General features: G+C 63.7%; 25 protein-coding genes. 11 read left to right on the forward strand and 14 right to left on the reverse strand.

The genetic code is table 11. The annotated features are described in order from the left end of the window. Positions 1 to 82 precede the first annotated feature (82 nt). Positions 83 to 367: a hypothetical protein gene (locus HWX69_RS10650; RefSeq protein ID WP_178917082.1), complete on the forward strand. Its 285-nt coding sequence runs from the start codon at positions 83 to 85 to the stop codon at positions 365 to 367. Here HWX69_RS10650 and HWX69_RS10655 read toward each other — a convergent pair. After that, the gene (locus HWX69_RS10655; protein WP_178917083.1) at positions 323 to 1,177 is read right to left on the reverse strand and encodes an eIF2B alpha/beta/delta subunit family protein; all 855 of its coding nucleotides are present in this window, start codon (positions 1,175 to 1,177) and stop codon (positions 323 to 325) included. The genes HWX69_RS10650 and HWX69_RS10655 overlap by 45 nt on opposite strands. Before the next feature lie 81 nt (positions 1,178 to 1,258). On the opposite strand from HWX69_RS10655, the gene HWX69_RS10660 reads away from it, so the two are divergent. Further along, positions 1,259 to 1,552, forward strand: coding sequence for a hypothetical protein (locus HWX69_RS10660; RefSeq protein WP_178917084.1), 294 nt, complete (start codon positions 1,259 to 1,261; stop codon positions 1,550 to 1,552). A 10-nt stretch (positions 1,553 to 1,562) separates the two neighbouring features. Here HWX69_RS10660 and HWX69_RS10665 read toward each other — a convergent pair whose 3' ends face one another. Together HWX69_RS10665 and HWX69_RS10670 are read right to left on the reverse strand one after the other, a co-directional pair. Continuing rightward, positions 1,563 to 1,772 (reverse strand): hypothetical protein, encoded by a 210-nt coding sequence (locus tag HWX69_RS10665; protein ID WP_178917085.1) that lies wholly within the window; start codon positions 1,770 to 1,772, stop codon positions 1,563 to 1,565. 71 nt (positions 1,773 to 1,843) lie between these two features. Next, complete coding sequence (locus HWX69_RS10670; RefSeq protein WP_178917086.1) at positions 1,844 to 3,013, reverse strand: acyl-CoA dehydrogenase family protein; 1,170 nt, start codon at positions 3,011 to 3,013, stop codon at positions 1,844 to 1,846. Between the two features lie 183 nt (positions 3,014 to 3,196). Here HWX69_RS10670 and HWX69_RS10675 point away from each other — a divergent pair, with 183 nt between their 5' ends. Continuing rightward, a complete protein-coding gene (locus HWX69_RS10675; RefSeq protein ID WP_178917087.1) occupies positions 3,197 to 4,894 on the forward strand; it encodes an acyl-CoA carboxylase subunit beta in 1,698 nt (565 codons plus the stop codon). Positions 4,895 to 5,144: 250 nt separating this feature from the next. Here the strand turns inward: HWX69_RS10675 and HWX69_RS10680 are convergent, their stop codons facing one another. From HWX69_RS10680 to HWX69_RS10695, 4 genes are all read right to left on the reverse strand, one after another. Then, positions 5,145 to 5,798, reverse strand: a complete 654-nt coding sequence (locus HWX69_RS10680; RefSeq protein WP_178917088.1) for a helix-turn-helix domain-containing protein — start codon at positions 5,796 to 5,798, stop codon at positions 5,145 to 5,147. A gap of 112 nt (positions 5,799 to 5,910) precedes the next feature. Further along, entirely contained in the window at positions 5,911 to 7,338 is a 1,428-nt protein-coding gene (locus tag HWX69_RS10685) for a DASH family cryptochrome (RefSeq protein WP_178917089.1), read from the reverse strand. Between the two features lie 52 nt (positions 7,339 to 7,390). Continuing rightward, positions 7,391 to 7,771, reverse strand: coding sequence for a secondary thiamine-phosphate synthase enzyme YjbQ (locus HWX69_RS10690; RefSeq protein WP_178917090.1), 381 nt, complete (start codon positions 7,769 to 7,771; stop codon positions 7,391 to 7,393). Then, positions 7,768 to 8,316 carry a DUF7344 domain-containing protein gene (locus HWX69_RS10695; RefSeq protein ID WP_178917091.1) on the reverse strand — a complete coding sequence of 183 codons (549 nt, stop codon included), beginning with the start codon at positions 8,314 to 8,316 and terminating at the stop codon, positions 7,768 to 7,770. The genes HWX69_RS10690 and HWX69_RS10695 overlap by 4 nt, the downstream gene beginning before the upstream one ends. Before the next feature lie 425 nt (positions 8,317 to 8,741). On the opposite strand from HWX69_RS10695, the gene HWX69_RS10700 reads away from it, so the two are divergent. After that, a complete protein-coding gene (locus HWX69_RS10700; protein WP_348643009.1) occupies positions 8,742 to 9,629 on the forward strand; it encodes a sensor histidine kinase in 888 nt (295 codons plus the stop codon). A gap of 21 nt (positions 9,630 to 9,650) precedes the next feature. Here HWX69_RS10700 and HWX69_RS10705 read toward each other — a convergent pair whose 3' ends face one another. From HWX69_RS10705 to HWX69_RS10720, 4 genes are read right to left on the reverse strand one after another with little or no spacing between them, the layout of a single operon-like run. Further along, positions 9,651 to 11,636 (reverse strand): SpoVR family protein, encoded by a 1,986-nt coding sequence (locus tag HWX69_RS10705; protein ID WP_178917093.1) that lies wholly within the window; start codon positions 11,634 to 11,636, stop codon positions 9,651 to 9,653. After that, the gene (locus tag HWX69_RS10710) at positions 11,633 to 12,961 is read right to left on the reverse strand and encodes a YeaH/YhbH family protein (RefSeq protein ID WP_178917094.1); all 1,329 of its coding nucleotides are present in this window, start codon (positions 12,959 to 12,961) and stop codon (positions 11,633 to 11,635) included. The genes HWX69_RS10705 and HWX69_RS10710 overlap by 4 nt, the downstream gene beginning before the upstream one ends. Next, a complete protein-coding gene (locus HWX69_RS10715; RefSeq protein ID WP_178917095.1) occupies positions 12,952 to 15,228 on the reverse strand; it encodes a PrkA family serine protein kinase in 2,277 nt (758 codons plus the stop codon). The genes HWX69_RS10710 and HWX69_RS10715 overlap by 10 nt, the downstream gene beginning before the upstream one ends. After that, entirely contained in the window at positions 15,225 to 17,300 is a 2,076-nt protein-coding gene (locus HWX69_RS10720) for a PrkA family serine protein kinase (RefSeq protein WP_218644778.1), read from the reverse strand. The genes HWX69_RS10715 and HWX69_RS10720 overlap by 4 nt, the downstream gene beginning before the upstream one ends. Before the next feature lie 357 nt (positions 17,301 to 17,657). On the opposite strand from HWX69_RS10720, the gene HWX69_RS10725 reads away from it, so the two are divergent. From HWX69_RS10725 to HWX69_RS10735, 3 genes are read left to right on the forward strand one after another with little or no spacing between them, the layout of a single operon-like run. Continuing rightward, the gene (locus HWX69_RS10725; RefSeq protein ID WP_178917097.1) at positions 17,658 to 18,050 is read left to right on the forward strand and encodes a DUF5820 family protein; all 393 of its coding nucleotides are present in this window, start codon (positions 17,658 to 17,660) and stop codon (positions 18,048 to 18,050) included. Between the two features lie 41 nt (positions 18,051 to 18,091). After that, positions 18,092 to 18,538 (forward strand): UPF0179 family protein, encoded by a 447-nt coding sequence (locus tag HWX69_RS10730; RefSeq protein WP_178917098.1) that lies wholly within the window; start codon positions 18,092 to 18,094, stop codon positions 18,536 to 18,538. 37 nt (positions 18,539 to 18,575) lie between these two features. Beyond that, a complete protein-coding gene (locus tag HWX69_RS10735; protein WP_178917099.1) occupies positions 18,576 to 19,346 on the forward strand; it encodes an SDR family oxidoreductase in 771 nt (256 codons plus the stop codon). Here HWX69_RS10735 and HWX69_RS10740 read toward each other — a convergent pair whose 3' ends face one another. The 3 genes from HWX69_RS10740 to HWX69_RS18275 are packed head-to-tail and all read right to left on the reverse strand — an operon-like array spanning position 19,347 to position 20,995. Next, positions 19,347 to 20,198, reverse strand: a complete 852-nt coding sequence (locus HWX69_RS10740; protein WP_178917100.1) for a M14 family metallopeptidase — start codon at positions 20,196 to 20,198, stop codon at positions 19,347 to 19,349. 50 nt (positions 20,199 to 20,248) lie between these two features. After that, the gene (locus tag HWX69_RS10745) at positions 20,249 to 20,815 is read right to left on the reverse strand and encodes a peroxidase-related enzyme (RefSeq protein ID WP_178917101.1); all 567 of its coding nucleotides are present in this window, start codon (positions 20,813 to 20,815) and stop codon (positions 20,249 to 20,251) included. A gap of 51 nt (positions 20,816 to 20,866) precedes the next feature. Next, entirely contained in the window at positions 20,867 to 20,995 is a 129-nt protein-coding gene (locus tag HWX69_RS18275) for a hypothetical protein (protein ID WP_281361568.1), read from the reverse strand. A gap of 58 nt (positions 20,996 to 21,053) precedes the next feature. On the opposite strand from HWX69_RS18275, the gene HWX69_RS10750 reads away from it, so the two are divergent. From HWX69_RS10750 to HWX69_RS10765, 4 genes are all read left to right on the forward strand, one after another. Beyond that, on the forward strand, positions 21,054 to 21,536 hold the full coding sequence (locus tag HWX69_RS10750) for a metal-dependent hydrolase (protein ID WP_178917102.1): 483 nt from the start codon (positions 21,054 to 21,056) through the stop codon (positions 21,534 to 21,536). A 104-nt stretch (positions 21,537 to 21,640) separates the two neighbouring features. Beyond that, on the forward strand, positions 21,641 to 23,314 hold the full coding sequence (locus HWX69_RS10755; RefSeq protein WP_246286501.1) for a class I adenylate-forming enzyme family protein: 1,674 nt from the start codon (positions 21,641 to 21,643) through the stop codon (positions 23,312 to 23,314). Between the two features lie 67 nt (positions 23,315 to 23,381). Continuing rightward, complete coding sequence (locus tag HWX69_RS10760) at positions 23,382 to 23,666, forward strand: DUF357 domain-containing protein (RefSeq protein WP_178917103.1); 285 nt, start codon at positions 23,382 to 23,384, stop codon at positions 23,664 to 23,666. A 53-nt stretch (positions 23,667 to 23,719) separates the two neighbouring features. Next, a complete protein-coding gene (locus tag HWX69_RS10765) occupies positions 23,720 to 23,995 on the forward strand; it encodes an ArsR/SmtB family transcription factor (RefSeq protein ID WP_178917104.1) in 276 nt (91 codons plus the stop codon). The last annotated feature ends 13 nt before the right edge of the window (positions 23,996 to 24,008 follow it).

Genomic DNA, 24,008 nt, shown 5'->3' on the forward strand with positions numbered 1-24,008 from the left:
TGTTTCTTTGAATACCAATTGGTGGTATATTAGGGCATCTGAGGCACAAAGGGTTTATCTCCTGACCGCCTAGACCGGGGCGATGACCACCACAGGACGATGCGCCGACACACCGGCGGACAGGAAGACGCTCCTGTTCTGTCCGGCGTGCGGCCACGAGGCGCCAATCGACGGCGAGTGGTCGGTCCGACACCGCCACGGTACCGACGGTGACCGCACGGTCACCGAATGTCCGGAGTGTGGCGACGTGGTTTTGAGCCAGCCGCAGTTCGAACCCTCGGCGGCACACTCCACGTGGCACTCCCTCGATTTAGTCCGGCCGTTACTCGGGTTTGTGAATTCCGTCGTCCGTCACGACGTTCTCTAGAAGGTGCGTCGGTGTCGCGTCGTACGCCGGATTTTCGATACTGAAGCCCTCTGCCGGTTCTCGCATTACTTCGCTCGGAGAGCGGAAGTCGTTCTCGAAGGCGAACCCCTCGTCGATGAGCTTTGCGCTCGCGCCGAACACCGAGACGGGGACGGCCAACTCCGCCGCAGTCGCGGCGATGGGGAACGTCCCGACGCGGTTGTACAGCGTGTCGTCGACGATACAGGACATTCCCAACACGACCCGGTCACACTCGTCGAGGTAGTGGCCGGCGGCGCTGTCGACGATGAGCGTCGCGTCGACGCGGTCGATACTCGCCAGCGTCCGAGCGGTCTTCCGGCCGAGGAACCGAGGTCGGGCTTCGGTGACGTACACCTCGATGTGGTGGCCCTCTTGGGCCGCGAGTTCGATGGCCTCCAGCACCGTCGAGGAGTAGTCGTGAGTCAACACCGTCGCGCCGTCGGGGAGCAGTTCGACGGCGTGTTGGGCAGCCTCGTGTTTCGCCGTTTCCACGTCGTCGACGACGGCCTCGATGGCCGACTCGGTCAGGTCCTTCGCCTCCTCGACGGTGTCGGGGGCGCCGTCTTCGACGCGGGCGACGATTTCGCGTTGGGTGTTGTGCAGCGACGCGTGAGAGGGTTGGGCGCGCCGGAGGGCGCTGCTGTTGCGGTCCAGCGAACGGACGTACTCCTCGACGGTCGCGTACTCGCGGTCGAGGAGTTCCCGCAACGCCTCGGCGGCCTTGATGGCGACGGTCGACGAGGAGTGGGTCTGCATCTCCCGAATCTCGCTTGCAGTCTCGTCTATCATGCCGGTACCGTCGTGCGGCGAGCCCATAGGCCTTCGGGGACCGTCCGACGGCCCTATGGCGGTTCGGCCCCTACGAACGGTATGGTCGATGTCTCGTATTACTGCCCGCGGTGTGGGGCTGTCGCCGAACTCGAACGCGATGCATACCTCGAGGATAAATGCGTCACCGCCGAGCCCCTGGAGGGGTGGACCTACGAGGATGCCTACGAGGATTTCGAGGACGGAGAAGGGGTCGTCATCGTCTGCGGCGCCGAGGAAACCGACGGGGAGGGCTGTGGCGAACCCTACTATCTCAGTTTCGTGAAGTTCGAAAACGGCGAAGAAATCGACCCGCGCGTTTCCGCCGACGAGGTCCGGTTCGACTTCTTGCGATAGTTCCGAGCAATCAGTCGTCGTCGCCGCGGCGTTTGACCTCGTCGATTGCCGAGCGGGCGGAGACGCTCGTTTCGCCCAGCGTGGCACCCACGAGTCCGCCGATGGCGCCGCCGGTACTCGCCGCGTTCCGGCTGATTAACCCGCCGATACCCGCACCGATTGCACCGCCGATGGCTGCGTACCGGGCACGGCCCAGCACCCGTTTGATTTGTTTTCGCATACTTCGAAACTTCAGTCGGCGGTTTCATAAAGATGCGGTCCGGCCGGCACAGCGGGAAGCGACCGCGGCGGTCAGTAACTGCGCGGCATCCCGAGTTGGTGTTCGCCGATGAAGTTCAACACCATCTCGTTGGAGACCGGGGCGGTCTGGGTGAGTCGGAGGTTCTGCCAGATGTCGTAGACTTCGTACTCGCGGGTGAAACCGTTGCCACCGTGGGCTTGGATGGCGCGGTCGGCAGCCTCGGTGCCGGCCCGAGAGGTGAGCAGTTTGGCGACGTTGGCCTCCAGTCCGCAGTCCTCGTCGTCGTCCCACTTCTTGGCGCCCTTATACAGGATTTCGCGGGCAGCCATCAGCTTCGCGTAGGATTCGGCGATGGGGTGTTGGATGCCCTGATGGGCGCCGATGGGCTGGCCGAATACTTCGCGGTCCTGTGTGTACTCGACGGCGAGGTCGACTGCCCGGAGACCGCCGCCGAGTGCCGACGCCGCCCCGCCGAGGCGTTCTGTGTTGAGGGTGTCCCACAGCAGATAGAGACCGCCGTCCTCCGTGCCGAGGATGTCGTCTTCGCTCACGCGGAGGTCGTCGAACTGCACCTGGTACTGCCGTTCGAACCACGGAACGGTGGTGTCGAGTTCCGAAAGCGAAATGCCGTCGCGCTCGGCGGGGTCGTCGACGAGAAACAGCGTGACGCCGTGGGTTGGATTCGACTTGTCGAACTCGGAGGTGCGGGCGACGAGCAGCATCGTGTCGGCATTCTCGACGCCGCTGATGAACGTCTTCTGTCCGTCGACGCGGAACTCGCCGTCGCCGTCCCGCTCGGCGTGCGTCGAGATATTGAGGGTGTTCGTCCCTGCCTCGGGTTCCGTCAGCGCCATGCAGAACTTCATCTCGCCATTTGCGATTTTCGGGAGGTACTCCTGTTTCTGCTCCTCGTTTCCGTGGCGCTGGATGCCGATACCGCCGAAGACGGGCGTGAGAACGAAGATGATGCCACCCTGTCCGCCGCCCCGGGACAACTCCTCGATGATGATGGACATCTCCAACATCCCGAGTCCCTCGCCACCGTACTCCTCGGGGATGGTGACGCCGAGCCAGCCGTCGTCTGCCAGCGCCTGCCAGTACTCCTCGGGGAACTCTTTGTCGTCGATGTGCTGTTGCCAGTACTCCCGGCCGAAGTCGTCCGCGATGCCGCGAACCGACTCTCGAATCAGGTCGTGGAGTTCGGATTCTCCGAGTGCCATGGTGCCCGTACCCAGTTACCATACTTAGGATTTCTGCCGCTCTTCCGAGGGTCGACGACCGCCACGACCGAACCTACCGCTTGGCTGACTCGTGTACCCACAATGTTTTTACCTCGCGTTGGTATATCACGGCATACGCACATGCTGGAAACTCTAAACATTCGGTGAGTTTCCGAGGACACCATGGAAATCAAAATCGACAACGACACCGACGAGGAAATCGCACAGGCAATCGCGACGGCCGTCTCTGAGCACTTGGGCCGTGGCGTCGAGTTGGTCGGCGACGACGGAACCCTCGCCGAAGCCGGCGAAAACTGGAGCGAGGAGGGCGCCGTCGTCACCGAACGCGAGGAGGCCATCCGGGAGGACATCGAGTCGATTATGTCCGGCGGCCCCGAGCGCGGTTTCGACAAAATCGAGGACCTCGGCAAGGTGTTCGTCCGGGACCGCCTCGACATGATCTTCGACGATATCGAATACGAGGACGGCTCCTTCGCCCGCTTCGGCGACGACGACGAACTCCCCGCAGACGGTCTCATCACCGGCGTCGGCACCATCGACGGCCGGAAGGTCGCCTTCACCGCCAACGACTACACCGTCAAGGCCGGCTCGCTCGGACAGATGGGCGTCGAGAAGGTCATCCGGATTCAGGAGCGGGCGCTGGACCTCGGCATCCCGATGTTGCGGCTCGTCGACTCGACGGGCGCACGCCTCAACGCCGAAGAGCGGGAACCCGGCGACACCCACATGGACCGCTATCGCGGCGGCAAGATGTTCTACAACCAATGTCGGATGTCCGGCGAAATCCCACAAATCGGCGTCCTCTACGGCCCGGACGTGGCCGGGTCCGCCTACACGCCCGTCTTCTGTGATTACCTCATCATGGTCGAGGACATCGCCGGGATGGCCATCGCCTCGCCCCGCATCGTCGAGGCGATGACCGGCGAAAAAACCGACATGCAGCAGTTGGGCGGCCCGCAGGTCCACGCCCAACACTCCGGCAGCGCCGACCTCGTCGTCCCTGACGAGGAAACCGCCGCCGAGAAGGCCCGGGAGGTCCTTCGATTCCTCCCGCAGAACTACTCCGAATCGCCCCCCGAAGAGACGCCGAAACCGCCGAAGAAGAACCCCTACAGCCTCGACGACATCATTCCCGAGGAGCCGAACAAGGCCTACGACGTCCAAGAGGTCATCGACCGCGTCGTCGACCGCGATTCGTTCGTCGAGATGAAGCCGGATTTCGCCCCCGAACTCGTCACCGGCCTCGGACGCATCGACGGGCAGGTCGTCGGTATCGTCGCCAACCAACCCGACCACATCTCCGGCGCCATCTTCCCGGATTCCGCCGACAAGGGCGCCGGCTTCGTCTGGACGTGTGACGCCTACAACATCCCGCTGGTGTACCTCTGTGACACGCCCGGATTCATGATCGGCTCACAGGTCGAAAAGGAAGGCGTCCTCCGGCGCGGCCGGAAGTTCATCTACGCCACCTCCAACGCCCAGGTGCCGAAGTTCTGTGTCATCACCCGGAAGGCCTACGGCGCCGGCATCTACGCGATGGCCGGCCCCTCCTTCGGCCCCGACGCGACGCTGGCGCTGCCCTCCGCCGAAATCTCGGTGATGGGGCCCGACGCCGCCGTCCACGCGCTGTTCGGCGGCCAAATCGAGGACATGGACGGCGACGCCAAGGACGCCTTCATCGAATCCGCCAAAGGGGAGTTCGACAAGTACATCGACATCAAAAAGCAGGCCGGCAAGATGCAGGTCGACGAACTCATCCCGGCAGGCGACCTCCGGGAACAACTCGAAGTGCGACTCGATACCTACCGGACCAAACAGCGCGACGACCGTCCGCGGCACCACGGGACGGTTTTCTTCTAACGAACCTTTTTGCACGGACCGGCGAAGCCGGTCCGGCAAAAACGTTCATGAAAAAGACACGTCGGCCCTCCCTCAGGAAGACTCACTCCGTTCGTCTTCCACGGCTCCCGCTCGCTTCGCTCGCGGGACCTACGGTCGGGCCTCGGTTCTGCGCGCCGTAGGCGCGTAGTGAACCGCTCGCTCACTTCGTTCGCTCGTGGATGCTAATCGAGTACTACCGTCTGTGCGTCATATCCTATGAAAAGAACAGCTACCCCACCAGCGTCCGCAGCACCCGCGACTCGGCTTTCCGGAGGTGTTCGTCGACCGTCGAGGGCGCACACTCCAGTCGCTCGGCGATGTCCTCGTGGGTCGCCTTGCGAGGAATCTCGTAGTACCCCAACTCGACGGCCTTCCGGAACACCTCCAGTTGTCGCTCGGTGAGTTCCGAGAGCGTGTCCTGTCGGTCCGGAGTGTAGGAGCCGACCTGCTCGATGTTGACCGAGATGTCGTCCGGGAGCTCCTCGATTGCCCCTTTCACCATGTCGTGGGCGCCGATGACGGTCAACCGGAGGGCACCCCGCCGAGTGAAATCGATTGGCGTGTCAATCATCAGCGCGTACTTCTCGGCGAGCATCATCAACGCCCCGGCGGGGTTTCCGGGTTCGATGTGGAGATACAGGTGAAACTCCTCGTCGTCGGCGTCAAGGAGGTCGTAGGAAATCACGTCGGGATGGTCACCGATGTCGGGAACCAGTATCTCGGAGTTACCCTCGAGTCGGTAGAGCAACACGCCCGTCCCGTCGCCGAGGGCGTCGATGTGCATGAGCGAGATTCGAGAGATGGCCCCCGTCTCCGCGATAGCCCGGTCTACGGGGTGAATCGCGCCGTCCTCCGGGGTCAACGTGAAATCGAAGTATCGCATAGTCGGCTGGCGGGGGCCTGTCAGCCTATTAAACCGGTTTTGCGGGTTTAGACCTTTCGGCTGGTCCACGTTTCGAGTGTACCGAAACCCTCCGTAATCGACGACTCGCTTCTCATTCCAGCTCCCGATATCGGGACTCTATATCGAGCATCGGTTGGGGATAATCGGTGCCCAACTCGACGCCGAAGTCGGCCTGTTCTTCCGGAGAGAGCCGCCACGGACGATGTGCGTACTCCGACGGGAGCGACGCCAGCTCCGGGAGCCACGTCCGGATGTAGGTGGCGTCGGCGTCGTAGTACTCTCCCTGTGAGAGCACGTCGAAGTGGTTGTTCCGTGAGTCGTTGCCGACGCCGGCTTGATACGCCCAGTTTCCCCAGTTGGAGGCCACGTCGTAGTCGACCAGTCGGGACTCGAAGTACGCCGCACCCCACCGCCAGTCGATGCCGAGCGCGTCGACGAGAAACGACGCCACGTTCTGTCGGCCACGGTTCGACATGTAGCCGGTCCGGTTCAACTCCCGCATGTTCGCGTCGACGAAGGGGAAACCCGTCCGGGCGTCGGCCCAACGCTGGAAAGCCGAGCGGTCGTGGTCCCAGTCGGTGGCGACGCCGCGAATCCCACCGGCCGAAAAGAACCGAGCGCCGTGCTTCCGGAACTGGAACTGAAAGAAGTCTCGCCACAGCAACTCGAAGACGAGCCAGTAGGTGTCCTCGTTTTCGACGCGTTCGTCCTCGTAGCGTTGGACTTCGCGGTGAATCCACCGCGGCGAGAGACACCCTGCCGCAAGCCACGGCGAGAACTTCGAGGAGTAGTTCGCCCCCAGCAGGCCGTTTCGGGTCTCCTTGTACTCCCGGAGGTGGTCGCCCTCCCAGAGGTACGATTCGACGCGCCGCTTTCCGGCCGTCTCACCGCCCTCGAATCGCAACACGGCTCGGTCGTCGTCGGTCGGGGGGTCGATTCCGAGGTCGTCCAGTTCCGGTAGGGCACCCGGGTCGACGCTCTCGGGGACGGCGACCGAGTCGGGCGCCGCCCGCGGGGGGTCAGGTTCGATGGCTCCCTCGACGGACTGTCGCCACGGCGTGAACGTGTCGTCGATGTCCTCGGGCGGCGTCGGCAAGTCGTCGGGGTGATACAGGGTGTGCGTCCACCGTCGTTCGAGGTCGATGTCTCGCTCTGCGAGGGCTTTTCTGACGGCTTCCTCGACTGCTCGCTCCTCGGTCGCCGGCTTCGTCTGGGCGTAGACGGCCGACGCACCGACCGACTCGGCGAGTTCGGGCACCACCGTTTCGGCCGGCCCATCCCGGACGAACAACTCGCCGCCGCGGTCACGAAGCGAGGCACGCAAATCGGCGACCGCTTCCTGACGAAAGCGACCGCGGTGGGGTGCCATCTTCGGCGGCCCGTATCGCGTCTGGCCGCGCCACCGGGGATCGAACGTGTAGACGGGGACCACCCGGTCGGCCGCCGAGACGGCGTCGGAAAGCGTCGGACTGTCGCTCACCCGGAGGTCGTCGCGGAACCAGACGACTGCGGTGACCATACTCGCCGTTTGGGGTCCGCGGCGCAAAAGTCGGTGGAAGCCGGAAACGCGCTCACACCCGGACCTCGACCGTCCGCGAGCGCGGCCCGTCACACTCGACGAGCAACACAGACTGCCACGTCCCGAGGTCGAGCGTGCCGTGGCTGACGGGGAGGGTCTCGGAAGCGCCGACCAGAAGCGCCCGGAGGTGGGCGTCGGCGTTGCCGTCCAAGCGGTCGTGGTCCCAGCCGTCGTCGTCGACGGCGTCGGCGAGGAACGCCTCGAAATCGCCCAGCAGTCTCGATTCGGCCTCGTTGACGGCGATACCGGCGGTCGTATGCCGGACGAACACCGTTGCGGTTCCGTCGGCGTCGTCGGGAACTGCGGCCTCGACGCGGTCCGTGATGTCGATGACTTCGAGACGGCGGTCGGTGTCGACGGTGAACGTCGTCATTCCCGGAGTCGCTGGAAGATGACGCGGTCCTGCTGGCTGTACACGTGGTACGCCGAGGCGGCCATCAACCCGACGAAGAAGACGCCGGAGACCACGGTCATCCCGACTTCCGAGATGGCCGGGACGCCGACGAGAACCGCAATCGTGGTGAGCAGGCCGAGCAATCCGAGTCCGAAGTAGAACTCTCCCCACGATAGCCCGTACTGCGGGACGACCTCCATGTACACCTCGATTTCGCGGACGCGGTCCCGTAGCGCCACGCGCTTGCTGTCGTTGTCGTAGTCGACGATACCGAGGTCGTCGAGTTTCGGGAGGTGCGTCTGGTGCAGCGAGACGTAGACGGACTGGCGTTTGTCCCGCGGCGGCGGGTCCTCACCCGTCTCGCGAGCCGCGACCTCCTCGGAGAGTTCGCGGACGTTCATCTCCCCCTCGCCCTCCCGGAGCGACCGGATGGCGAGCCGCCGTCGACCGTTCCGCAGAACGTCGTGGATTTCCCCCTCTTCCAGCGCCCCGTTCGCCGAGGCGGACCCAGCGCTCTCTGACACAGTTCGAGTAACGAACGGGGTATTAAGAAGTTATCTCCTCGTGTACCACCGAACCAGTTCGGTTCACGTCATGGCCGATACACTTTAACACACCCGTTCTGAAGAACCGAATCATGGGTGAGGAGTCCTCGCTATCCAAAAGACGGGTGCCGCAGGCACTCGTTGGGGCCAGCGGGGTCCTCGTGTTTGTCGTCATTTTGGAGACGATCGGTAGACTCCGATCCATCGAGTCCCTCACTGGCGTGGACCCGGTAGTCTTCACCGGTGAGTACCTCGTTGGAGTGGTCACCTCGCTTCCATTCGTCGTGGGCGTCGGATATGCCGGTTACTGGCTCACGAAAAGCTCGATATCCCCGCGAAGACACCGTCGCGTCGGAATATGGGGCGTCGCCGGTCTCGTGGCGTCTCTTATTATCAACGGCGCGATGATTGTTGCCTTCACTGTCGATTCCACGTGGTTGGTCGTCGGCTGGCTCCGGTGGGCGGCGGCAATCGGACTCGGCATCGGCGTCGCAATCGGTATCAGCGAAGCACGAGCAGTCGACAGCGCGATAGAGGCCGAACGGGCAGAACTGCAGGCAGAACACCTCGAAGCCCAGCGTGACCTTCTCGAATACCTCAACAGTCTGCTCCGACACGAAGTATTGAACTCGGTCAATGTCATCAGTGGCTACGCGTCACTGCTTCAGGAAGAACATCCATCTGAGAGCCGTTCACACGAGTACGGCGAGACGATAGAGGAACAGAGCCAGGATATGTCCCAAGTCATACACGACGTTCGGGTCTTGCTCGATGCGACCCACGGCACCGCGACTTTCGACCCGGTGAACCTCTCAGAGATACTTCGAGAGGAAGTAAAAAAGGTCGACCGGACGTACGACACTGCTGAAATAGACGCCTCGATTCCGGACGACGTTCTCGTCCCGGCAGACCGCCTTCTCCGTCGTGTGTTCGGGAATCTGCTATCGAACGCCGTCGAACACAACGACAGCGAGACACCGGTCATCTCGGTGACTGTGACGACGACCCCGGAGACGGTCCGCATCGAGATTGCCGACAACGGCTCGGGAATTCCCGACACCGCGGCTGAAACGCTTTTCACTCGGCCCGAGACGGGCCGACCGGACCACGGAGTCGGTCTGTATCTCGTCGGAAAACTCGTCGAGAACTACCGGGGGCGCATCGACCTCACGGAGAGTGGCTCCAATGGGAGCGTCTTCACCGTGGAACTCCCGCGCGTATCGTCCGAGAACTCGGGGTCGGGCGGTGGCGTCTCGACGGCGTTTACCCTCACCGATGCCGAACATCCCTGACTGTGAGCGAGCGAATGTCGCTCAGAGCCACTCGTCGGGTTTGGTGTTGTAGTCCACTTCGGTCGCCCTGATGTCGGCTATCTCCTCGTCGTCTAACTCCTCCGCTTCGAAGGATTCGCCGTCGAAACGGATGAGTCTCCCCCGCTCGGTCGGTTTGGGTTCGCGGTCTCGGCGGCGAGCGACCTCGATGTCGTGTTCGTCGATTTCCTTGACGATGGTCTTCAGCGCGACGGGACGGCCCCACAACTCGAAGACACGTTCGAGCGTCTGTTTGGCCTCGGTCAACTCCAGCCCGACGCCGTTGTAGTGGTGGGCGAGGAGCAGTTCGTTGCGGTTTCGGTAGTTGCCGTCGTGGACCGCGATGGTCGGCTTACCGAAGTTCGTGAACTGCAGCATGAGCTTCTTTTTCACGTCTTCGGCGTCGGTCGAGGTCACACGAAAGTCCCGAGTCGTGTGGGTGTACTCGTAGGTGAAGTAGTCGTTGTCGTCGACGAACTCGTCGGTGAGGAACTCGTCGAGGAACGTGACGTCGTTGTGACTCTCCCGGACCTCACGCATCCGGTCCCAGCCGGCGGCGCGGTCGACCGCTTCGACGGCTTCCTCGACGGTGGTGTACCGGTCGGTGTCGAAGAGGTACCGCGAGGTGCGTTCCAGTTCCTCTTGGGAGATGCGCTTGAGGAATCCGCGACTCTGCGGGCGGACGAGCGAGTAGTGACGCTCGGCCAACCCCTCGTAGGTGAGCAGTTTCCAGGGGTACGTCTCGGCGTCGATGTCGCCCGCTCTCGCCGCTGCGAGCGCGTCGGCATCGATGCGTGGGTCCTCGGGGTCGAGGGAATCGAGGTGTGTGACCGGGTCGGCGACGAGTGGGTCAGGTTCCAGTGATTCGAGAACCGCATCGAGGTCGACGGTGTCGGCGAAGTTCCGCCAGGTCACGCCCTCGACGCGCAGCAGGTGTTCGACGACCTCACGTCGGTTCCGTCGGTTCTCGATGTACTGCCACAGCTCCAACCCGAGTTTGTAGGGGTTCAGCCCCGGCGAGCCCAACACCTGTGCCATGTGGTCGGCGTAGGAGACGAACTCGTCGGCGGCGGCGAAGCGTTCCCCGGCCATCATCTTCGACTCCCAGTAGGAGGCCCATCCCTCGTTCATGACCTTCGTCATCTTCTGGGGGGCGAAGTAGTACGCCTCCTTCCGCAGCATTTCGAGTATTTCCCGTTGCCACTCCTCGTAGTCGGTGGCCTTCTCGGCGTCGTCGTCGTAGGCCTTCCCGTGGGCACGCAGGAACGCGAGGATGTCCTTTTCGGGTTCGGCGGGGAACGTCGGGCCGTCGCCGTCGTCGGCCATCGCGTCGAGCCACTCCTCGGAGAACACCTGTTTGCGGACCTCCTCGGAGAGGTCGAGTTCGTCGAGGTTCTCAGCGAGATCTTCGGGCATCTCGCCGTCTTCGGTCCACCCTTCGGCCGTCGTGAACGTGCGGTGTTGGTCGATGTTGTCCTCCAGACAGAGGACGTGGTCTATCCACTCCTCGACCGCCTCCCGGGAGATGTCGGGGTCCTCCATGTACTCGGCGACGGTTTCGCCGTGCCGTTCGAGCATCGCCGCGGCGTCCGGCGACGTGCCGAACAGTCGGAACCACTCGTTGTTCTTGAAGAAGTCCGCGTGGGCTTCGACGTGGGTGATGACGGCCTTCTGGTCGGCAAGCGCGTTGGACTCCTGGAGGAAGGCGTTCGAGGGGTCGTCGTTGTTGACGATTTCGAAGGCCTTCCCGCCGAGGAACTGCCGCTGTTTCCGCTGGCGGTCGTAGCCCATCCCCCACCGCCAGTGGGGGTATCGCGACTGGAAGCCGCCGTAGGCGATGAGTTCGTTCATCTCGTCGTAGTCGACGACCCAGTAGTTCACGTCGAAGGGGTCCAGCCCCAGTTTCCGTGCGAGACGGTTGGCCTCGCGGGCCGGCTCTTCGAGCTCATCAGCGATGCGCTGCTTTTCGAGTCGGTCGTCGGTGCTCATTCGTTTGCCTCCGTACTGAGGATGGTGTAGATGGCGTCGACCACGTCGTCGGGGCTCTGGACGTAGGCGACGGCGACGTTGTCCGAGGCCTCGAAGTGACTTTCGACCTCTTGGGCGTGGGTCGCGTTGATGGCGTTGCCCGAGGGCTGGGTCTCCACGTACGCGTGGAGGTTCGCCGGAATCGCCTCCATCAGCGGAATCACGTTCTGTTCGGTGTCGTTCGAGGAGTTCTCCGAGTCGCCGGCGGCGAAGACGTAGCGGTTCCACTCGCTCCAGGGGTACCGCTCTTCGAGGACTGCCGCGGCCAACTCGTAGGCGCTGGAGATGCGGGTACCGCCGCCCGACCGGATGCCGAAGAACTCCTCGCGTTCGACCTCCCAGGCGTCGGCGTCGTGGGCGATGTAGACGAACTCGGCGTTGTCGTACTTCCCCGTCAGATACCAGTCCAGCGGCGTGAACGTCCGCTCGACGAGTTCGCGTTTCGACTGCCGCATCGACCCCGACACGTCGCGGATGTTCACGACGACGACGTTCTTCTCGCGTTCCTCGATGATTTCGGGGTAGCGGTAGCGTTCGTCCTCGCGTCGGAACGGGATTTCGTCGACGCCTTCCCGGCGGATGCGGGCGGCCGTCGACTCCTTGTCGACGTTTTGCTCCATCTCCTCGATGGACGACCAGCGGTCCCGCTCGTCGGCCGGAATCGACTCGTAGGCGTCGACTATCCACGGTCGCGAGACGGGGATGTGGTTCGCTCTGGCCCACTCGAAGACCTTCGCCGGCCCCCAGCCGTCGACGCGCAGCGCCTCCCGTACGTACTCGCCGTCGAAGTCCATCGCGAGTTTCCGCTTCAGCCCTTCCTTGAACAGTCGCTCGAAGTCCAGCGTCGAGGCGGGGCCGGTCCGGGTCATATCCGTGAAGTCGCCCTCCTTCTCCTCGATTACCTTCTTGCCCTTCGGTTCGAGTTCCAGGCCGAGTTCCTCGTCGAGTTCCTGGGCGAACTCCTCGGGGTCCATCTCGTAGTACTCGTGTTCGCCACCTTCCTCGCCGGGTTCGTCGCCGTCGCCATCGTCGTCGCCGTCACCGGGTTGCGGTTCGGGCTGACCGACTGGGTCGCCCACGTCGGGCGTCCCGCCCTGTCCCTTGCCGACGCCGCCCTGGTCGCGGGGGTCGTAGACGAACTCCGGGAGGTCGACGATTTTGATGGGTATCTTCACTTCGTCGGGCCGCGATTGGCCCAAATCGCCGTACTGGATGAACTCCGAGAGGTCCTGTCGCTTGGCTTCGCCGACCTCACGGAAGCGGTCGAGGTCGTCTCTCAGTCCCATCGGTAACTCACCTGTCCCATGACGTGTCTGCTGGTCAACTCCGCGGAAGCCGCCGAGTAGCCGAACATCTCCTGGAGGTTCCGAATCGTCTCCTCTTTGATTGCCTCGGTGTCGGTCCCCGATGGCGGGTCGTCCCACTGGCTGGGGTCGAGGTCCTCGTGGGTGCGTCGCACGTCGTCCCAGTCGTGGCTCCCCAGCACCGTCTCGATGACCGGAATCTCCCGGGGGTCCACGTCGGAGACGCGGAACTCGTCGTCGCGGTTCCGCCAGGCGTGGCGGTTCAACGCCGTAATTATCTTCTCGGCGCGGAACCGCTCGACGCCCTCGGTCGGTTCGGCGCCGTCGTAATCGGCCTCGTCGAACCGGCCGAGGTGCTCGATTTCGAACACCTTCATCTTCAGCGGGTCCGGGGCTTCGAGTTCGCCGCGGTCGTTCTCTATCTGTTCGCCCTCGACCCACGCGTAGACGTGTTCGATGTACTCCTCGACGGTCGCCTCGTCGACACGCTTCTCGCGCATGATTGCGTCGATGATGTCCTGTTCCTGCTGGCCGAAGACGTGGTTCTTGACCGGGACGAGGCGGTTCTCGTACTCCGTGCGCTCGCTGCTCGAGAAGACAGGGGCGTCATCGAAGCGCCCCGCCATCGCGTTCAACACGTCACGCGGCATGATGACGTCTTCGACCGGCAACTCGGCGTGGAAGCGCTCGGTGTCCTCGTACAGCAAATCCGCGACGATGTCGCGGGTGTAGGTCACCGGGATGCCGCCGTCGCCGTCGTCGGGGGTGCCGAAATCGAAGTCCTCCTTGTACCGGCGCTCGTCGCCGTCTTGGAGATAGCCGCGGTCGTAGACGAGTGCCTTGTCGACCAAATCGAGGCCGGGCGGCAGCGACTCGGCGTCGAGCCGCGAGACGACCGCATACAGCGCTGCGGCCTCGATGGCGTGCGGTGCGAGTTCGCGCTCACGTACCTCGCCGGCGCTGTTCCGCACCGAAATCGTGACCGGCTGGCGAATCCGCTCTTCTAACCGCTCGTAGCTGTCGGCTTCCCAGATGTCGGTCTCGTTCGTCAACTCCCGCTGGAGGAGTTCGGCCTCCAGCGAGAGGTTCGTCAGGTAACCGAACTCGTGTTTGTCGAGGCGGCGCTTCAGCGCCTTCAGGGGGTCCTGGCCCTCGCGTTCGGCGTGTTGGTTCAACTGCGCTTCGAGGTCGGGATTCGAGATGATAATCATCTGGGTGTCGATGTCCATCCCGATTCCCTTGTCGAGTTTCACGGTTCCCTCGTCGGGGACGTTCAGAAGTTTCTGCAACAGGTCGGCGTGCTGGGCGGCGTCCTCGACGATGGTCAGCAGGCCGTTGCCCTGCGAGAGGACGCCGTCGTAACTGAACGCCTGAGGGTTCTTCCGACCGCGGGAGTCGAGCCGCTGGAGCATGCCGGCCATCCACGACCCGACGAGTCGTTCCTTCGGGGTGCCGTCGTCCTCGCTGTGGAGGACGCCGATGCCCTGTCCCACGTCGACGACGAAGTTCTTCACCCGGAGGTGGTCTTCGTCTGCGACCGCCGAGAACAGGTCCCTGGTGTCCTGTCGGCGGTACTGCTCTTCGAGGTGGTCGTAGGCTTCTCGGCTGAAGGGGTCCAGGCGGGCGTCGAGATGGACGGGAATGTGGTCGTCCAAGGCGTCGTTGAGGTCGGCGAGCAGTTCCTCACGGACCGACTCCGGGAACACCGACAGCGGGTGGGCCTGCACCGGCGATGGGTACCAGTCGTCCTCGTCGGGTGCGGGCGTGTCGCCGTAGGTCATCCCCGGGGAACTGTCGGCCCCGGAGACGTTCCACTCGACGGTGTAGCGCCGGCCGGCTTCGGTCTTGGAGTACTCCCGAAGTCCGTTGACCAGACAGCGCTTGAGTTCGGACTTGCCGGTCGCCGTCGGGCCGTCGAGCCACAGTATCTTCTCGTCTTTGCCGCGACGGGCCGCGATGGAGCGCAAATCGTCGACGAAGGCGTTCAACACCTCGGTGTTGCCGAGGATGGCGTGTTCGCCGTCGTTGTGCGGGTCGTCGAAGAATCGATACCGCTCTTTGCGTTCACCCTCCTCGACGACGGTCCGGGTGCCGGCGGCCTCGATGGCTTCGAGCAGGTACTTCGAGGCGTGGGCCGCCGTCCGCGGGTTCTCGAAGACCGTCTCGACGTACTCCGAAAGCGACATCGGCGGTTCGTACGTCTCCCGAAGGGCGTCGTCGGCGCGGTCGATGTACTCCTGTCCGGTCATTCCTCGCCTTCCATCTCGGCTTTCGCCACCTCCGCGCCGGCGAACTCGAGGACCTCCTTTGCGCCCTCGGTGCTGTACCCCTGTTCTTCGAGGGCGTCGACCCACGCGTTGCGCTCCTCGTCGTCTAAGTCGCCGCTGGAGACCAGCGCCGAGAAGTTGATGTTGTGTTTCTTGTCCTCCCAGAGTTTGCGCTCCAGCGCACGGCGGAGGCGGTCGTTGTCCTGTGGGTTGAACGTGTCACCCTCGCGGGCGCGCCGGGAGACCCAGTTGGAGACCTCCTGTCGGAAGTCGTCCTTGCGGTCCTCGGGGACGTTGAGTTTCTCCTCGACGTCCCGCAGGAACTTCTCGTCGGGTTCCTGTTCGCGACCCGTGATTTCGTCTTCGACGGTGTCGTCGTCGATGTAGGCCATCACGTGGTCCATGTACTTCTCGCCCTGTCGCTGGATTTCGTCGAGATCGTAGGCCAGGGCGTGTCGGACGTCCTCGATGGCGCGTTCTTTGTACTCCTCGCGCACCAATTCGAGATAGCGGTAGTAGGTCTCGAAGTTCTCTGCGGGGATGGAGCCGTGGTTTTCGAGGTTCTCCTCGAGGTGGTTGAACGTCGTCAGCGGAGAGAGGAACATCCGGTTTCGGTGCATCGAATCCATCAGCGCCTCGGCGATTTCGTCGCCGATAAAGCGAGGCGAGACGCCGTCCATCCCCTCGCCGATGTCGGCGGTATTGCTCGCCTCGTCGCGGAGTTTCTTCACGTCGATGTCGTCGCCCTCGTCGATTTCGCCGTTGTAGGCCTTGGCCTTCTGGACGACCGAGACGTTGCCGCCGTCGGGTTCCTCGATGCGGGTGAGGACGCCGAACAGCCCCGCCATCTCCAAGGTGTGTGGCTCGACGTGCATATCGGGCACGTCGGCGTTCTTCAGCATCTTGCGGTAGATTTTCGCCTCCTCTTCGTACTGGAGGACGTAGGGGAAGTCGATGCGCTTCGTTCGGTCGTTGAACGCCTCCATCTTCTCGTCGCCCTTCTTGTCGCGGTACTCAGGCATGTTCGTCCGACCGACGATGACCTGGTCGATGTCGATTCGGGGGTTGTTCTTCGGCTTGATGGTCTGTTCCTGCGTGGCGTGCAGGAAGTCATAGAGGAACTCCCGCTGGAGTTTGAGCAACTCCTCCCCGGAGAAGATGCCGCGGTTGGCGTTACAGAACGCCCCCGAGTAGTCGAAGGCCCGGGGGTCGCTTTCCCCGTAGACGGCGATTTTCGAGTAGTTCACGTCGCCGGTCAACTCGGTTTCGTCCTGGTTCTTCTTGTCCTTCGGTTCGAACGTCTCGATGGCCTGCCGTTTGTTCTCGTCGGCGAGCAGGCGGACGATTTCGACGTGGTTCTCCAGCACCGACTGGAGGTCGTCGTCGTAGTACTCCAGCAGTTTGTCCATGTAGAACTCGCTCGCAGGGTCCAGCGCCTGCTCGTTGCGGATGGTGTAGGGGGCGTCGAGACGCTCGTTTACGTCCTCGATGACGCCCTCGCGTTGCTCCAGCGGGAGCAACACGACCGGGTCCTGGTTCATCGGCGAGCGAACCACGTCGTCTGCTGGGTCTTGGTCCCTGAGTACGTCACAGAGGCCGGTCCACCGGAAGGTGTACATCCGCCCCTCCTCGCGGGTGGTGTAGTCCTCGTAGTACTGTCGGACCTGTCGGTCGAAGTCCGACTTCCCCGAGCCGACGGGACCGAGCAGCAGTTTGATGCGTTTCTCCGGCCCGAGCCCCCGGGCACCCGATTTCACCTTGTTGACGAACTCGTGGATGGCCTCGTGGATGACGCGGCCGTAGAAGGTGTTCTCGCCGTTGCCGAGCGGGTCCTCGGAGGCGAGTTCGTATTCGACGACGCCGGCGTCCTCGTCGTACGACGTGCCGTAGTAGTCGAACATGTCCGCGACGCGTTGGTGGGCGTTGCGGGCGATTTTCGGGCTGTCGTACAGTTCTTCGAGATACCAGTCGAACGACCGCGTCTCGCGGAGGTCCGACGGAATCGAGCTTCTGTACTCCTTGCTGAGTTCCTCGAGTGTTTCCATATCGCTCATTCTATCACGGGGACGCTCACGCATCCCACCCGGCGGAGCCGGGCTGGCCGTCTGGCCGTCGTCTCGATGGCTCGGTACGTCACCACATACCACGACCCGATTCCGGCCGGCGGCCTCGGAGCACAACGACACGGTCGGGGACGGCACGTGGCGACGACGCCACCGATACTATCTTATATATGAGTGCTGCTGCTACATAAATCTTGTCTGCAGTTGACACGCACCACGGCCGAGCCGTCGGCGCAAAACCAGCAACAGACGCCGGATTAATCGTCTTCGGTTTCCCGTCCGTCAGACGAGTGACTGACGTGGTTTATAAACCGAGGGGCTGATAGGGACCGAGTTCGAAGCCAGTGTATGCTCGAGGAGGCGGCGCTCGGCGACGGTTGGCAGGTGTGGAACGCCGAAGACACTCGGGCCATCCTCGCCTACCGCCCCGACGTGTTCAACGGCAGCGAGTTCCCCGCAGCGTGTCTGCCGACCGTCTACGTCACGCGCGGTCGACGGACCCGCCGGCCGGAGGGCAACCGCAACCTCCCGCCGAACGCGCCGTGGATGGTGACGCTGTATCTGGAACCCGAGGTGAATCGCGACCCCGACGCCTACGACACCCGGTCGGCGGCGCTGGACGGCGCCGTGGACCTGACCCATCGGTTCGCCGACGGCGACATCGACTACCGGGAACTGTACCAGGTGCCGCGAGAACGGTACTTCGAGAAACTCGACGAGCTGACCGGACGCAAAGTCTAGCTGCCGACGGCCTTAACACGTCACCGGGGAAAGGACGACACATGTCGAAGGTCACGCTCATCGGCGAACGGCTCGCGGAGGTGGGCACCGAGTTCGTCTACGGCGGCGAGTCCGATGCCTGTGAGGGCTGTCCCTACCGCGAGCAGTGTCTCAACCTCACCGAGGGGCGCCGCTACCGCGTGACCGGCGTCCGGGATTCGGGGACCCTGGAGTGTGCCGTCCACGACACCGGTGTCACCGCCGTCGAAGTCGAACCCGCGCCCGTCCTCGCGAACGTCCCCGACAACGCCGCCTACGCCGGCAGCAAGGCCAAACTCGCCGGTCCGTGTCCTTACACCGAGTGTCCGAGCCACGAGTTCTGTGAACCCGCCGGCGCGGAGTTCGACGAAGAGTACCAGATTACCGAGGTCGTCGGCGACCCACCGCACGACTACTGCATGCTCGACCGGGAGTTGACGCTCGTCGAGTTCGCCGCCGCCGAGGAGTAGCCGAACGTTTTTGTTCGACGGCGCCGCGTGCCGCCGTGTGCTATCGAACGTCACTGCCTTCGTCACTGGCGCAAGCGGCGGAATCGGACGGGAAATCGCCGAAACGTTCGCCGACCGTGGCGCGAACGTCGCCGTCGCCGCACGGAGCGACGGCATCTACGAAACCGTCGACGCAATCGGCGAGGAACAGGCGCTGGCTGTGGAGTGCGACGTAACCGAGGAAGACAGCGTCGAAGCCGCAATCGAGGCAACCGTCGAGCGGTTCGGCAGCCTCGATTGTGTGGTCAACAACGCCGGCGTCGCGGGGCCAGTCGAACCGTTCGACCGCGTCGACTCCGAGGATTTCCTCGACGTACAGGCGGTCAACGTCGCCGGCGCACTGAGTTGTGTGAAACACGCCGCACCGCACCTCCGCGACAGCGAGCAGGGAAGCGTCGTCAACATCGCCTCTATCGGCGGGAAGCGACCCTATCCGAACCGTTCGCCGTACGCCGCCTCGAAGATGGGACTCGTCGGACTCACGCGGACACTCGCCTACGAACTCGGCCGCGACGACGTGACGGTGAACAGTGTCCTCCCGGGTCCGGTCGAGGGCGACCGAATCGAGGAGGTCGTCGCCAAACAGGCCGAACTCGCTACCGTCGAGAACGCCGAACCGGCGAGCATCGGGCCCGACGACTTCGCACTACCGGACTTCTACATTCCGAAATCCGACGTTGCCGAACAGGTCGCCTACCTCGCGGGGCCGAACGCACGGAAGGTAACCGCCCAAGAAATAGCCGTCGACGCCGGCGGAACGTGGTACTAGCTATCGGTTCCGGCCGTCGGCGCGGGCCGAAGCGCTCTCTCGGGCCGGGACCGCGGGTTCGTCGCCGTCGAGTCGACCCACCAGGTCGCCCGCGTAGCCGAACTCGTTCTCGTAGCCGTAGGCCGACAGGAGAATAGGGTAAAACGGCGTCTCGGAGAACAGCTCCTCGCCGTCGACGGCGGCGATTGCCTCGCCCTCCGCGACGCGCTCGAAGTTCTCGACGAACACCTCGTATCGTTCACCGACCGGTTTCGGAATCTGTCGTTCCAGTCTAAACACCGGGAGGGGGTGGTGTCGGCCGCTGCCGGTCTCCCCCGAGAGGACCCCCGTTGCGACGAGGAACTCCCGAGCGAGTTGTTTGGCGTTCTTGGTCGCGGACGCCGACCGCTGGATGCCACACTCTAACTCGACGACATTGGGGTAGGCGATGAGCCGGCCGGTGCTGTAGCCGGCTGTCTCGACGACCGCCTCGACGGAGAGGTACGGACACACCGACCGGGCGTAGCCGTCCATCTCGTCGACGAGTGCGAAGGGAGCGGCGTACGATTGCGTCGAGTGCAGCGAGAGGATGTCACAGCCGCGAATCTCCCGTAGCAGTTCGTGTGCCAGTCGCCCCTCGTGGGTGTCCGCCTCGGGGTCGCCGGGGAAGGCGCGGTTGAGGTCCTCTTCGAGGTAGCGGACGCCGGCTTCGAGAGCCCTCTCGTTTGCGACGATGAGTTTCACCGGTCGCTGGATTTCGAGGTCGGCTTCGAGGAGGTCGTCGACGGCGTTCGGGCCGCACGGCTCGTCGCCGTGTATCCCACCGACGATAGCAACTTCGGGGTCGCCGTCTCCCAGCGTCTCGACGCGCATCTACCTCGGCGTAACGGGGCCGGGAGTATGAACCCCGCGCTTCCGTGCCGTCAGCGACCCATCCCGTAGAATTCGTCGTTGGGACGCATGTCGGCGAACGTCGCCATCCGGTTCGAGAGGTTGAACACCGAGACGACGCTGCCGATGTCCCAGATTTCCTCCTCGGAGAATCCGACTTCGCGGAGCGCTTCGAGGTCCTCGTCGCCGACTTGCCCCGGCTCTTCGGTGAGCTTTACGGCGAAGTCCAACATCTCGCGGTGCTGTTCCGAGAGGTCGGCGGTGCGGTGGTTCGTCGCCAGTTGGTCGGCGAGTTTCGGCGCGTCGGCGAAGATGCGCAGCAGGGCACCGTGGGCGACGACGCAGTAGAGACAGTCGTTGACGCCCGAGACGGTGACGATGAGCATCTCGATTTCCTCCCGTTCCAGCGGCGTGTCCTCGGTCAGCGCGTCGTGATACGCGAAGAACGCCCGGAAGTGACTCGGCTTGTAGGCGAAGCCCTCGAAGACGTTCGGCGTAAAACCGGCTTGTTCGGTCTCTTCTTCGATTCGCTCGCGGATGTCCTCTGGCAACTCATCGTGGTCGGGGACCGGAAACCGGCCCATCGCGTCGTCGCTCATAGTTCTCACTCGACCCCCGTCGGTAAAACTGATTCCCCGATGTCGACTAGTTTACTCGTCGGTGCGGTAGTCGTCTTCGTCGCGCAGTCGTCCCAGCAGCACGACGACGCCGTAGAAGACGACGCCGAGGAAAAACAGGCCGGCGGGAATCAGAAACGGACCGAAAACGTCGACTGCCATACTGGCCCGTGGGGCGGCCGATATACAGGTTCTTCCCTCCCGGCGTCGAACGGGGGGTATGTACAAGACGGGGCACTACGGCGCTGCACTGCTCGTGTACGCGCCCGTCGGGTTCCTGTTGCTGTCGGTCGACCCAGGTGTCGCCATCGCCGGCTGTATCGGCTCGGTCGGACTCTCGCGGCTCCCCGACTACGACCTCCGCGTGCCGTTTCTGGAACATCGCGGCATCACCCACACCCTGCTGTTCCTGAGTGTCGTCACGGCGACTCTCGGCGGTTCGGGATTCATCGTGGGACAGCGGGTCGGCGTCGACCCCGTCTTGGCGACCGGATTTGGGGCAGTCGTCGCCGTCGTCGGCGTCGGCTCTCACCTGCTCGCGGACGCGCTTACGCCTGCCGGCGTTCCGCTTTTGTGGCCGCTGTCAGGCACCGACTACTCGCTCAGCGTCGCGCGGGCGTCGAATCCGATAGCCAACTACGGCCTGCTCGTGTTGGGCGTCGCCGCGACAGCGGCGGTCGGCTACGTCGCGGGAACGCTGTAGCCGGTCCCCGTCGACACTCCGTATCCCCCGATGGAGAGGGTTTTTCCACCGATTTTAGCCGGGAGAATCTTTAATAGGTGCCGTTCGGAGTTGCGGACGCTACCATGGAACACTATAACGGTGCACCCTTGCGGAACATGGGTGACCTCCCCTCGATGGCTGCCGACCGATATGGCGAGAAGACGGCGATTACGTTCATGGGTCAGGAGACCTCCTTCAACGAACTGGAGTCCTCGGCCAACAGCGTCGCGAACGTGCTCGTCGACAACGGCGTCGAACCGGGCGACCGCGTCGGCCTCTACATTCCTAACACCGACCAGTTCCCCGAGTCGTACTTCGGCTCGATCAAAGCGGGCGCGATTCCGGTTCCGCTGAACCTCCGGATGGACCCCAACACCCTCGAGTTCGTCCTCCAGGATGGCGACGTAGACCACATGATAGGGTCGCCACTGCTCGCCGGCGGGATGGACACCGAGGAAGGCCGCATCATCGGGCCGACCGAACTCGCCGACAACGCCGGGGTGTCGAACGTCTACGTCTCCGGCGTGAGCGACGACGGCGTCGTCAACTACTCCCAGGCCGTCGCCGAGGCATCCGACGAGTTCGACACCGTCGACCGGGATTTCGACGACGTAGCGTGTCAGCCCTACACCTCTGGGACGACCGGCAAGCCGAAAGGGGTGCTTCTGACCCACGAGAACCTCCTTTCGACCATCGAATCCTACGCGAAGGGCGGACTCCCGATCGACCCCGACGACAGCATCGTCCTCGTGTTGCCGCTGTTCCACATCTACGCGCTCAACGCCATCCAGGGAACCTACCTCTACAACGGCGCGGAGATGCACATGATTCCGCGGCCGGACCCGAACATGATTCTGCAGACCATCTCGGACAACGACGTCACCAACTTCGCCGGCGTCCCCGCGCTGTACAACATGATGTGGCAGGTGTACCGACAGGACCCCGACGCCTACGACATGGAGTCGCTGACCGACGTTATCTGTGCAGCTGCCCCGTTGGCCGACGACACCCGACGCACCATCGAGGAGGCGTGGGGCGTCCCGATGACCGAAGGCTGGGGGATGACCGAAACTGGGCCGGCCGGCTGTGTCGAACCCTCCCGTGGCGTCCGGAAATCCGCCGGCTGTATCGGTCCGGCGCTCCGGAACATCGAAATCAAGTTGGTCGACCCCGACACCCGCGAGACCCGCATCTCGACGGACGACCTCGAACCGAACCCCAGCGACGACATCGACTTCTCCGACGAGGAGCAGGTCACCGGCGAAATCGCGATTCGGTCGGCGACCGTCTTCGAGGGGTACTACAACCGCCCCGAGAAGACGCAGGCGGTCTTCGACGACGAGGGCTTCTTCTACACCGAGGACATCGCCCGCGTCGACCAGGACGGCTACTTCTGGATGGTCGACCGCGCCGACGACATGATAATCGCCGGCGGGGAGAACATCTACCCGGCGGAAGTCGAGGACGCACTCTACGAACACCCCGACGTGGCGGAGGCTGCCGTCGTCGGCGCCCCCCACGAAATCAAAGGTGAGGCGCCGGTCGCCTTCGTGGTCCTCGAAGAGGGCGCCGACCGCAGCGAGGAGGAACTCCGCGAGTTCAGCCTCGACCACGTGGCGACGTACGCCCACCCGCGACGGATATTCTTCGTCGACGAACTGCCGCGGTCGGCCACCCAGAAGGTCCAGCGGTTCAAACTCGAAGAGGAGGCCAAAGAACGTCTCGGCGGCCCGCTCGGCTCCAGCGAGGAACTGTAACCGCCGAGAAGCGACGCTCGACCGCCGAGCCTCGCCGTTTTTGTTCTTTCGCTGCGAGGACCTCCGTATGGCTGCAGACCTCGAGGAGAAGACGAACCGTTACGAGGAACTGCTGGCGGCGGCGCTGGACGCCGCAGACATCGCCGCCCAGGAGGGGACGCCCCTGTACGAGGCCGGCGAGGAGTTCGAGGAGATGGCCCGGTCGTATCTGGAGGACGGCCGGCACTTCCGGGAGGAAGACGATTTGGTCAACGCGTTGGCGTCGTTCTCCTACGGGCACGGCTGGATGGACGCCGGCGCCCGAATCGGCGTCTTCGACGTGCCAACCGACGGACACCTATTCACCGTATGACATCGAAGTGATACCCCCCTATTTTACGTCATTTGGATGTGTGGATGTCGCTAATGGAGGCGGCCCTCTGGTACGTACTCTCGGGCACGCGTGGCGGTGCCAACCGCGCCCGCATTCTGCGTGCACTCGACGAGCGGCCGCGAAACGCCAACCAGTTGGCCGAGGACCTCGAGTTGGACTACAAGACGGTTCGGCACCACCTCGATGTCCTCGAGGAGAACAACGTCGTCACCGACAGCGGCGACGACTACGGGAAAGTGTATCTCCCGACGGAGTCCGCACGCGTCCACTGGGACACCGTCGAGGAGATAATCGGGAAAGTGATCTGAGTATGGGCGGAAT

This window comes from Natronomonas gomsonensis (genome assembly GCF_013391635.1).
GTDB classification, from domain to species: domain Archaea; phylum Halobacteriota; class Halobacteria; order Halobacteriales; family Haloarculaceae; genus Natronomonas; species Natronomonas gomsonensis_A.